8 protein-coding genes and 1 pseudogene are annotated in these 11,106 nt (G+C 61.9%); all 9 read right to left on the minus strand.

What is annotated here, in order from left to right; genetic code table 11:
• Positions 1–927: 927 nt before the first annotated feature.
• Positions 928–2,478, minus strand: coding sequence for an MCE family protein (locus tag CYU59_RS07335; protein ID WP_292981053.1), 1,551 nt, complete (start codon positions 2,476–2,478; stop codon positions 928–930).
• Positions 2,479–2,481: 3 nt separating this feature from the next.
• Positions 2,482–3,609, minus strand: a complete 1,128-nt coding sequence (locus CYU59_RS07340; RefSeq protein WP_292981072.1) for a virulence factor Mce family protein — start codon at positions 3,607–3,609, stop codon at positions 2,482–2,484.
• A gap of 2 nt (positions 3,610–3,611) precedes the next feature.
• Complete coding sequence (locus CYU59_RS07345) at positions 3,612–5,117, minus strand: virulence factor Mce family protein (protein ID WP_292981055.1); 1,506 nt, start codon at positions 5,115–5,117, stop codon at positions 3,612–3,614.
• Positions 5,114–6,679, minus strand: coding sequence for an MCE family protein (locus CYU59_RS07350; RefSeq protein WP_292981057.1), 1,566 nt, complete (start codon positions 6,677–6,679; stop codon positions 5,114–5,116). The genes CYU59_RS07345 and CYU59_RS07350 overlap by 4 nt, the downstream gene beginning before the upstream one ends.
• Complete coding sequence (locus CYU59_RS07355; RefSeq protein WP_292981060.1) at positions 6,676–7,716, minus strand: virulence factor Mce family protein; 1,041 nt, start codon at positions 7,714–7,716, stop codon at positions 6,676–6,678. The genes CYU59_RS07350 and CYU59_RS07355 overlap by 4 nt, the downstream gene beginning before the upstream one ends.
• Positions 7,713–8,930 (minus strand): MCE family protein, encoded by a 1,218-nt coding sequence (locus CYU59_RS07360; protein WP_292981063.1) that lies wholly within the window; start codon positions 8,928–8,930, stop codon positions 7,713–7,715. The genes CYU59_RS07355 and CYU59_RS07360 overlap by 4 nt, the downstream gene beginning before the upstream one ends.
• Before the next feature lie 5 nt (positions 8,931–8,935).
• Positions 8,936–9,805 (minus strand): ABC transporter permease, encoded by an 870-nt coding sequence (locus CYU59_RS07365; RefSeq protein ID WP_292981066.1) that lies wholly within the window; start codon positions 9,803–9,805, stop codon positions 8,936–8,938.
• Between the two features lie 3 nt (positions 9,806–9,808).
• Positions 9,809–10,603, minus strand: a complete 795-nt coding sequence (locus tag CYU59_RS07370) for an ABC transporter permease (RefSeq protein WP_292981069.1) — start codon at positions 10,601–10,603, stop codon at positions 9,809–9,811.
• Between the two features lie 59 nt (positions 10,604–10,662).
• Positions 10,663–10,785: pseudogene (locus CYU59_RS07375) on the minus strand (ABC transporter permease); the annotation flags it as partial.
• Positions 10,786–11,106: the final 321 nt, after the last annotated feature.

Here is an 11,106-nt window from a genome sequence, read left to right on the forward strand (position 1 = left end):
TTGGAAAGCCCGCCCCACCCGGCGACACGGGACCACCGAACGCGGCCAAACCCCTAAAACCCAGATCCGCTAACCCGCCCCGGCACCGAGTCCGACCACCACCACCCGGACGAAAAATCGAGGTCAACACCCTAACTACCAAGTGTTGCAACCACCCCTGAAGCCAAGGTCGGCATCGCCGCCCTCACCTCGCGCGAGTTGATCACCGCTGCGGTCGACACCGCCACGACCGCGTTGCCCGCGATCGTTGGAAACCGGGACTACCTGGTCAAAACCCGCACACCGACGATCAACCCGCTCCCCGGCGGCGCTCCACGCGCACTTCCCGCCGACCGGGCTACCGGTTTGTTGCGGGAAATCCGGACCCGCGGCCCAAACGTTGCGCGGCTCGCGGTGGATCTGGGCAGCCGAGTTACGCCACCTCGACCGTCGCATCACCAAGGCCACCGACGGCACGAAGCCGCGGTCACCGCCTCGGCAACGACTCTGACCGGGCTGTCCCGCATTGGTGTACTAACCGCTGGAAAGATCCTCGGCTGGGCAAGGCGCCGTCACCCGGTTGCATATGGCGGCCGCGTTCGCCCTCCTACCGGCACCGCACCGATCGAGGCGTCCTCCGGGACGTGGTCCGCACGCTACCACCATGGCGGCAGGCCCGGAAGGACTCGGGGACGACGCAAAGGTCCAGCGCGGCCGACTAATACCCCGAACACCGGCTGTTCGGAAAGGTCACTTTCCGGACCCGCCACAACCAACTTTACAGCACACTCGACACAGAGAGGCGCCGTTAGCGACATAGTCCCGAAAATGCCGATCAATACAATGGATTTCGATTCGACCGATGTTGAAAGCTGTATTCGACAGCATTTCGAGTGGCTGCGATCGGAGCTTCGCCGGTCTTGCCATTTCAGTATCGGGGCGTGGGGCTCAGCTGCGCCGTCCTAGCATCTCCTTCCAGCCGTCGTCGCCTGCGTTACTCGAATCTTCGACGTTGTATCGAACCCCGTCGGGCCCTACTACTTCACCGCTCTGTGAATTGTAGAATGCGCTAGATCCGCTGGGAACGTAGACGCACGGGTTGGGCTGCTGCCCATTGCACCGCACCGTACCCTGACTTGGCCGCTGCAGCGGATCGCTTGACGGCGGTGGAGTCTGACCTCCCGGCGGCAGTCTGTCGGCGGGCAGCGGGTTCAGGCCATTATCGATCGTCGGCGCCGGTATCACCTCACCCGGCGTCACCGGCTGATCGCAACGCGCTGCGGGTGCGGGGCAGTTGAGAATCTGGTTGGGATCCCCGTACCAAGGGTTGGTGCCCAACGGGATATACGGCTCGTTGCTGCGGCATTCGCGCGGCGTAGCCGCCCGCTTGCCGGGGACGTCGACACAGGGATAGTTACGGGCGCCGCGAACCGCGTTCGGGGCCTCCTTCGGGATCTTGCAGTAGCGCGTCGTTAAGTGCCCTGGGGTCGAGTCGGAGGGGGATCTCCATTGTGATGCTGGCAGGAACCCGGTCAAGCACGGCGGCGTGACGTTGATCGGGGTGTTGAAGGAGAGAGAAAACGAATCCGGGTAAGCAGCAGTCACCGTCTCGCCGAACGCGGGGACTTGCGGCAGTATGACTAGCAATTGCTCTATGTTCTTGTTGTACCGCTTAAGCAGATCAGCGACGATCGCGACATTTGCCACTGTCTGCGGCAGCGTTTCGCGCACGTCGCTGAGCACCGTGTTGATCTGATCGGCGGTCGGTGCCGCCTGGGTAAGGATGCTCTGAAGATTCTGATCTTTTTCCGCGGCCTGGGCGTCCAGGGTATCTAGGTTATGGGCCCACCGCTCGATGGGGTCAGCCGAGTTGACCTGGCTGTCGATGATCGGTGCGGAGTTCTGGATGATGTCGTTGACGTCGCCGAGATTGGTCTTGAAGTCACCGACGGTTGCCTGGGTCGAGTCGACGAGCCGCTGCAGCGCCGGGCCCAGCCCGCCAACTGCTTGGGCTGTCTCGTTGAGCAAAGCGGTGATCTTGTCTTTGGGCAGGACATCCAACGTGCGGTAAACGGTGTCCAGCGCCGGCCCGATTGGGCTGGGCACTGTGCTCCTGGTCATAGTCTGTCCGGGTGTGAAATACTTGCCCGGGTTTCCGGGCGACACCATGTCCAAGTATTGCTCGCCGATCGCCGACACCGAATGCACGTTGGCCGAGGCGTCGATCGGGATCTTGTACTGGTCGCTGATACGCACTGTCGCCCGAACGCCGCGTTCGGTGGGCTCGACGCTGGCAACCTTGCCGATTTGGATACCGCGGTAGGTGACGTTGGCCGTTGGATACAGGCCGCCCGAAGTAGGCAACTCCACCTTCAGTGTGTACTGGCCCATACCGGCCACGCTGGGCAACCGCAGATAGTGCCAGCCCAGCGCGATCGTCGCGAGCACGGTTACAACGGTGAACACCAACAACTGAAGGCGGACGGCCCGAGTCAACATGCGCTAGTCCTCGTCCCTCTCTGCGGGAACGTCGACCGGATTAGGGCTGAACCTCACGTCTGGGAGCATCGTGTTTGGTTCGCGTCCCCACGATTGCTCAAGTGCGCGCAGCGCACCGGAGAAGCCGGTTCCGGTGAGAAACCCGTTATCCAGTGAACTCAACGTGAGATCCAGCATTACCGAGACGTTGAGGGAGTCACCGTGCACCACTTTGGGAATGGAGTCGGCGCTGAAAGGAAGGGTCAGGGCAATCTTTAGCGTTTCAACGAGGTCGAGCGAGGCACGGCTAAGCTGTTTGAGCGGCCGCTGCAGCCACCGCACGTCCTGATCCAGGTCGGGACGCGCCCCCGTCAAGGTCTGATCGAGAACGTCACTGAACCGTCCCAGGGCGTTAATCGCGTTGACGAAGAGATCGCGTTGATCAGCGAAATGTTTCGCAAGCCGCGGAAATTCGGTGAGAGCTCGGTCCAGGGTGTCGGACCGGTTGGCCACATACGTCAACAGCCGGTCGGTGGAATCGAGGGCGCGAGTGAGATCGTCACGTTGCTCGTTAACCCGCGCAGTGAAGGTGTCGAGCTTTCCCAGGAAATCATGGATCTGATCGGCCCGGCCGGTCAGGATGTTGTTGACCTCGTTTGTGATCACTTCGACGTTCGGGATGCCGCCACCGCGTAGCACCGCGGCGAAACTGGCTAAGACGCGCTCGATCGTGGGGTAGGCAGACGCATTCTGCAGCGGGATGGTGGCACCATCCTTCAACAGTTGCGGCGACGGGTTGGCCGGCGCGGCCAGTTCCACATGCTGTGAACCTAGCAGGCTAGTCTGTCCGATCTTGGCGGTGGCGTTCTTCGGCAGCTTGACGCCCTTATCCAGATCCAAAGTCAGCGTCGCGATCCAGTTCTTTAGGTTGATCGCGCGCACCCTGCCGACAAAAACGTCGGCCACCCGTACCCGACTGTTGGCGTTCAAAGCCAGCGTGTCCGGCATCTGCACATAGACGGTGTAGGAACGGGAGCCGGTTCCCGGACCACCGGGCAGCGGTACATTCGCGATACCGTGCCAGCTGGTGCATGAGGTGAGTAACGTCGCGGCGAGAGGCACCGCCACAACCTGCAAGATTCTTCTCCGCATGTTCACCGGCCGGATCCTGTCGGTGGGGGCGGCCCCGGCGGCGCTGGGGGCGGCGGATTGATCTCGTCGTACGCGTTCGGCGGTCCAGGCGGCGTCTGAAACCTCGATGCCGGAGGGGCGATATCCGGGCCACCCATCAGTTCAGCCAACGAGTTCGGGGTCAGCAGGTTCGCGGTCGGCGTCCCCACCTGCATGCCTTGCATCCCAGGCGCAGTGATCCACCCCGGCTCGTGGTTGCCGTGCGACAACGGTGAATCCGGTGCCCAGATCCCCGGGACGGTGGTGTCCTTGTACCCGGGTGGGGGCTGCAGCCGCGGTTCGGAGTAGGCGACATGCTTGGGCAGCACATCAGGGGTGGTGAAAAGGTTCACCCCGAACGGGGGGTAATTGAACTTGATCGCATCCAAAATTGGTGCCAGATATTGCGCGCACAGTTCCGCGGACTCTTGATAGCCAAGGCGGCTGCCGGCCTGAATTGCGCTGCAGATGAACTGCATGGGGTTGGCGAAGTTGGGTAAGGCTATTTCCCCAGTCAGCGCGCCGTGTGCCGGCTCGTATATGGCGAGCGCGTTAGCGGCGAAATGGGGAAACACGTGCAGTGCCGTTTCCAACCCGTTGTAGGGCTCAGGCTGGACCAGCGCGGTAGTCACGTCGGCGAGCGTGTCGATGTCGTGGGTGAGCACCTCCCGGTTGTCGGTTAAAAGCTTGCGCAATGCGGGGAGCATCTCGTCTACCTGCTGCACCGCGTTCGCGAGCGCTCGATCGGAGCTGGTGAGCGAGTTGGTGAATCCGGCGAGGTCGTTGTTCAATGCGACGAAGTGGTGGTCGTCTTTGTGCAGCGCGTTGACGAACAGCGCCACGCTGCGCAGCACGGCGAAGAAATCGCCGCGGCCTTCATTGAGCGCGGTCATCGCCTGCGACAGGCCGGCCAGCGTCGCGTTGATCTGTTTGCCTTTGCCAGCCAGCCCGTCGGCGAACGACTCGATCGTCTCGCCAAAGGGGCCCTTGGGCTGCTCAGGTGTGGGACCGAGCTTGGAGACGACATTCGTGACGCTGTTACGCAGTTCGTCCCATTCCACCGGCACCTGGGTGCGCTCGACGGGGATCACCGCGTGATCCCCTAACACCGGGCCGCCCTTGTTGTACGGCGGCTCCAGCTGGATGACGCGCGAGGCCACCAGCGAGGGATTGAGAATCACCGCTGAGACATCGGCGGGAACCTTGTATCTGTTGTCGTAGTGGAAGGTCACCTTCATCTTGTCGCCGGACGGCTCGATTCTGTCGATCGCGCCCACCCGCACACCCATGATCTGGATCTTGTCCCCGGCATAGAGCGCGTTCGCCTCAGGGAAGTACGCGACCACGGTGTTAACGGTCAGTCTGCGGTAGGCGTCCCGGCCGAGGACCGCGACGACGAGGGCTAGCAGCACCACCAGCGCAGCCACGATCACCGCGGCCCGCGACATTTTCGGAAGCCGGACCTTACGGATGTCGAAAACGGTACTCAATTCTGGCTACCTCCCGTCGCGCCGCCGCTACCGCCTGTTCCGCCCGGTGTGATGAACGGGCCCGGCAGCTGCGGGCCGGGTCCCGGCGGCGCTCCGGGTCCCGGGGGGAGCCCTGGCGCGAACGTCGACGGCGGTGGAGTCGGCCCTGCTGGTGCCAAGTTTTCGGTGCGTGCGCCCGGCGGTGCATTAATAGGGAGCGGCACCGGGGTGCCCGGCACCTCCGGTGGTGGTTCGCCGGGCCGCCCGGCAATCGGAATACCCGGTGTGGGTGGCAGTCCGTTGCCGTTAGGCGGTGACGTCTGCACGTCGATAGGTGCCGGGAATCCGCCGCCGCCGAACGGTGGCGCATCCATGACCGCGCAGGGCAGGGGGTGCCACGGACGCGGCAGCCCGTCGGCCGACGGGGTGTACGAACACGGTGAACCTGGCGGGACCGCCGGACCCGGATGGCCCGGAGTGCCCTCCAGCACCGGCGGCGCTGACGGTGGAGCGCCGTTCGGAAAGCGTGTGCCGTTCGGGTTGGGCCAGCGGAACGCGGGCAGCCCTGCGCTGCGCCAAAAGTTCTCGGGGTCGATCCCCCGCTTTTTGAACGCCGCATCCACCCACGGCTGCAGGATCCAATACGGCAGTAGGTTGGCCAGAGCCACCTTGAAGTAGGGTCCCGACGCGACTGACTCGGCCAGTGCCGCGGCGTAGTAGGCCACAGCCGGCACCCACTCGACGAGATCTTTTTTATGCTTGAGTAGCAGGTCGCTGATCGTGCCCAGTTCCTCCAGCACTTTATGCAAATTGGGGTTGTCGTCGATCAAACCCCTCAGCTGCGTCGAGACGGCCGCCACGTTGCCCAGCAGCGTATCGATGGCACCCTTGCGCTGGTTGAACGCCGCCAGCAGTGTCTGCGTATTAACCAGGAGCCGGTCGATCTGCTCGCCACGGTCACCGAGAATGCTGGCCACCTGCCTGCCCTCGGCCAGGAGTCTTTTGATCTGCTCGTCACGTTTGCCGATGGTGTCGGAAAATTTAGCCACCCCGTCCAACGCTGCGCTCAGGTGGGGAGCGGTCTGATCAACCGTCTGCGACAACACCTTCAGCGAGCCTTTGACGGTGTCGATGTCCCAACCGGTGGCGGCCTTGGTGACGTCGAAGAACGCGTCGTAGATCTGATATGGGCTTGTACTTTGCCCCAGCGGCAGCGTTTCGTTCGGCCGCAGTGGCTGGGTGCCCTGCGGGTCGATGTCGAGCACTTTCTTCCCCAGGATCGTGTCGGTGCGGATCGCGAAACGGCTTTTGGTGCCGATTGTGGTGGAGCCGATGGAGAACTTCATTGCGACGTGGTTGCCATCGACCTTAAACTCCTGCACGGTGCCGACGTTCACCCCGGCAATGCGTACCTTGTCGCCCTTGCTCAGTCCACCGGTGTCGCTGATCTCCCCGTAGTAACTGGGCTGGGCGAACAACATCGGAATGCTGGTGAAGCTTTGGCCCACGCCGACCACCAGCGCCGACCCGATGACGCCCATCGCCCCGAGCCGGTACCGATTAGCGGGTTTAAGGGTCCTCACTTCGGAGTACACCTCCCCGATGGCTGCTGCCAGATCCTCACCGTGCGGACGGGCCCGCCGGGCTGCAGCCCGTCAACCTTGAGCGAGATGTCGCACGCGTAGAAATTGAAGAAGTCGCCGTAAACCCCCCCGATACCCGCGATAGTTTTCGCCGATATCGGGGCGTCCCGCAACAGCCCGTCGACGTAGTCGATCCGGTCGATCAGCGGTTTGGCAATGCCGTCCACGTAACCGACAGCGTTCTTGAGCAGGGGCCGGTTGTCGGCCAAGAGATCCGCCAGCTGTCCAGCGACGTTACCGATATGCGCGACGCTGGCAGACACCGGATCGGCTTGATCACTCAACCCGGTGATCAGCTTCTCGACGTTATCGACCGTCTGGTCGAAATCCTTGCGATGCTTGACCGTGGTGTCCAGCACTATGTTGAGGTTTTTGATGAGTTCACCGATGGCCTGGTCACGTTCCGCGATGTGCGCGGTCAGTTGCGCTACCTGGTCCAAAATATCGTTGATGGTGCCGCCTTGGCCCTGCAATACGGTGACGATGGCGGTCGCGATAGTGTTGACCTTCACAGGGTCGAGCGCCCGAAACACCGGCTTGAACCCACCGATCAGCGCGTCGAGATCTAGGGCTGGTTCGGTGCGCGATATCGGGATGAGACCGCCCGGCGGCAGGACCCGATCCATCACCTCACCCTCGCCGCGCTTGAGTTCTATGTAGCGTTGACCGAGCAAGTCGGCATAGCGGATGGATGCGCTCGTTGACTGATACAGCAGCACCGAGCGGTCTACGTCGAAGTCTACCCGCGCCCGATGACCACCGTTGATGATCCGTACGTTGTTTACTTTACCGATCTCCACACCGGAGGCGCGGACAAATTGCCCGGCGTGCAGGCCGCTGGCATTGCTGAATTCTGCGGTGTACCTGGAGGTACGGTTGAAGCGGATCTGACCGAACACCACGACAATAACCGCTGTGAAGGCCAATAACACCAGCGAAATGGCACCGAGCTTAACTGCGGTGGCGGTGCTTTTCATGGGTTGATCGTGCCCTCTCCCCACTGACGGCCCCACACGTACTCAACAGCTTGCGGCTGGCCGAGTCCGAAGTGGTTGTACGGCGCGATGCTGGCACCGCTGTCCGTCACTAGATATGGGGCCGGCCACAGGTCCCGGGTGATCGTCGCCCAGCATCCGGGTTTCCCGCCGGGTCCGCCGTGAGCGTTCACCCGCGGCAGGTTGTCCGGATAGACGTACGCGTTTTCCCCACCCAAGATTGTGCCGGTTAGCTTCGTCGAGTAGCCGTTACCGCTTTCCCGGTGTGTCACCTTCGGTAGCACGGCGGCACCGTGGTGGAAGAGACAATAGAATTCGGGACTGTAAGTGTCCAGCAGGTGCGAGGTCGGCACTAGATCGGAGACCGCTCGCACCAGGTCCGATTTACCCCGGCCAACGACGTCCGCAGCGGTGTTCCCGACTCCGACCGCGGCCAAGAGTGCGGCGTCCACATCTTTGTGCTGCTGGTTAAAGGTGTGCGCCGTGTTTACTGCGTTGTTTAGCGCGTTCCACAAATCCGGCGACGCGTCAGCGTAGATATCAATTAGATCCGCGAACCGCTGAATGTCATGGCGGATTTGGGGCATCTGCGGGTTGATGTCGTCGAGGACGGCGTTGCCGTTGACGATCGAGGCACCGAACTTGTCGCCAAGACCATTGAGCGCGTCGGCCACCGCCGACAGTGTCAGGTTCACCTTGACCGGATCCAGCTTCTCTGAGATCTGCATGACCGTCTCGAACAAGGTGTTGAACTCCGTTGACACCGACTTCGCCTCAATTGCGTCGGCCGGTGTAAGCCCCTGCGAAACGGGGTGTTTCGGCAAGGTCAACGACACGTACTTATTGCCGAACACTGTGGTGGCCGTGATCGCGGCATCCACATTGGCCGGAATCAGCCCCATGTACTTCGGTGTGATATTCAGCCGAAGCTTGGCTGCCGGCCTGCCGTCGTGCTCCACCTCGGTGATGCTGGCGACCCGGCCGATCGCCACCCCGTTATAAGTGACTTTCGACCCGGGATCCATCACCAAGCCCGACCGGCTCGTCAACAGTGTCAACGGCGTCTCGGGTGTGAAGCCACCCCGAAACTGGACCCACACGACGATCAGCACGAACGCGATGATGAGCCACAAGGCCAGACCCGCTGATTTTCGAACCGAGATAAGCCGCCATAGCTGCTTGCCTGAAGTCGCCACAGCGGTTACACCGTGAGGTTGAAGTTCGGGTTGACGCCGTACAGCGCCAACGAAGCAGCCAGCACCACCAACACAATCGCGATCAGCGACGTGCGCATCGATCGGCCGACCGCTACACCGACGCCGACAGGACCGCCGCTGGCGTAATAACCGAAGTAGCAGTGGTTCAACATCACGACGACCGAAATGACGATCGTCTCAGCAAGCGAGTACCAGAAGTCGTCGACCCTCAGGAACGTATTGAAGTAATGCTCATAGGTGCCAATGGACTGGGCGTAGAAGAAGGTGGTGACCACCTGCGCGGCAACGAACGACAGCAGGATCGATACCGTATAGAGCGGGATGATGACCATGAACGCGGCAATGCTTCGGGTGGACACTAGATAACCAATCGACTTGATACCCATCACCTCCAGTGCGTCGATCTCCTCACTGATCCGCATGGCGCCCAGCTCCGCCGTGGCACCGGCTCCGACAGTGGAGGCCAACGCCGTGCCGGTCACAATTGGCGCTACCACGCGCACATTGGCCAGCGCGGCAAAGAACCCGGTGAATGCCTCCACACCGATATTGCCCAGCGAGGCGAAACCCTGAATCGCGATCAGCGAACCGGCCGACAGTGTCACAAAGCCGATGATCGCCACCGTGCCACCAACAGTGGCCATTGCGCCGGTGCCCATGCCGATTTCGGCGATCAGCCGCAGGATTTCCCTGCGGTAATCCCGCAAAGCAGACCAGAGATAGCGGAGTACGGTGACGACGAACACCGCGACGTCACCGGAGCTGTCAAGCGCCCGGCCCGGCGCGCCGATCCACCTGGTGCCTTGATTCCAAGCGCGTGGGAAATGCGAACGCAGAATGAGCGCGGTACTCAACCCTCAGCGCCCCGTTCCAAACCGCACACCGATGGTGGTCAGCACCACGTTGACCGCGAATAACGCGATTACCGCAAGCACCAGCGTCTCATTGACGGCTGTGCCCACCCCCTTGGCTCCGCCGCCGGTCGTCAACCCGCGATAGCAGCCCACCAACCCGGCGATCAACCCGAATATGGTGGCCTTCGCAATTGAGATCAGCACCTCCGGCAGCCCGGTGATCAGGGTCAGCGTCGAAACGTACGCGCCCGCGGAGACGTTTTGGATATACACACCGAAAAAAAAACCGCCTACCAGTCCGATAGTGATCACCGCGCCGTTGAGCAGAAGGGCTACAAGGGTCGACGCGGCAACCCGGGGAACCACCAACCGATAAATCGGGTCGATGCCCAACACCTCGAGCGCGTCGATCTCCTCGCGAACGGTCCGCGCGCCCAAATCCGCACAAATGGCGGTCGAACCGGCCCCAGCGACCACCAGCACCGTCACCAGCGGGCCCAGCTGCGTGACCGCGCCCAGCGCAGCACCAGCGCCGGAGACATCGGCGGCGCCGAACTCAGCCAACAGGACGTTCAGCGTAAAGATGATGAGCACGGTCAGCGGGATCGCAACCATAATGGTGGGCAAAAACGACACCCCAAACAGAAACCAGCCCTGCACGATAAACTCGCGCCATTGGAACGGCCGTGCAAACGCCTTGCCGGTCAGCACACACAGCCGAGTGAAGTCGCCTACCTGCCCCAGCGGCTTCCGCAGTTGGTCGCGAAGGTAGACGGTCAAACCGGTCGACGCTGTCATCGTTGCCCTGCCACGGGATCGTCTGCGGCGCGCCGCAACAGCAGATCTTCGTGCAGCACAACCACCAGAACTGATACCAACAGACCGAGTGGGGTAGCCGCGCCCGCGCCAGAGATATCCGTTGCGCCAAACTCGCACACCAAGATGTTGAGCGTGACGATGCTCAACAGTGCCAAGGATATCACCCCGAGCACCGCGCGGATACTCTTCACCTGCGACCTGCCTTCCTCTCAGTAACATCGAACGCTCGTTGGTCCTATCGTGCCCCGCGGTACGCGCATTATCGCTTATCTACACACCCTGACCGCGATCGTTCTGCGAAAAATTCAGGCGAGGCTAGCCGCACTGGAACTTACCCGGTAATAAGTGAATCTGTGAATCACAACATCAAAAAATTCAGACATAAACTTGCAATTCCTTGCTACCTAGGCGACGGTTTAAGTGTTATTTCAGGTGGCCGACGAGGGTTCCCTCGGTGCCGAAAAGCTCGTCTTGCCATTGCT

The organism is Mycobacterium sp., assembly GCF_002863225.1.
Taxonomy (GTDB): Bacteria; Actinomycetota; Actinomycetes; order Mycobacteriales; family Mycobacteriaceae; genus Mycobacterium.

What these genes read in the sequence shown, in the direction of transcription:
- CYU59_RS07370 (WP_292981069.1), bottom strand. Translation starts at nt 10,603, where the DNA reads ATGACAGCGTCGACCGGTTTGACCGTCTACCTTCGCGACCAACTGCGG.
- CYU59_RS07335 (WP_292981053.1), bottom strand. Translation starts at nt 2,478, where the DNA reads ATGTTGACTCGGGCCGTCCGCCTTCAGTTGTTGGTGTTCACCGTTGTA.
- CYU59_RS07340 (WP_292981072.1), bottom strand. Translation starts at nt 3,609, where the DNA reads ATGCGGAGAAGAATCTTGCAGGTTGTGGCGGTGCCTCTCGCCGCGACG.
- CYU59_RS07355 (WP_292981060.1), bottom strand. Translation starts at nt 7,716, where the DNA reads ATGAAAAGCACCGCCACCGCAGTTAAGCTCGGTGCCATTTCGCTGGTG.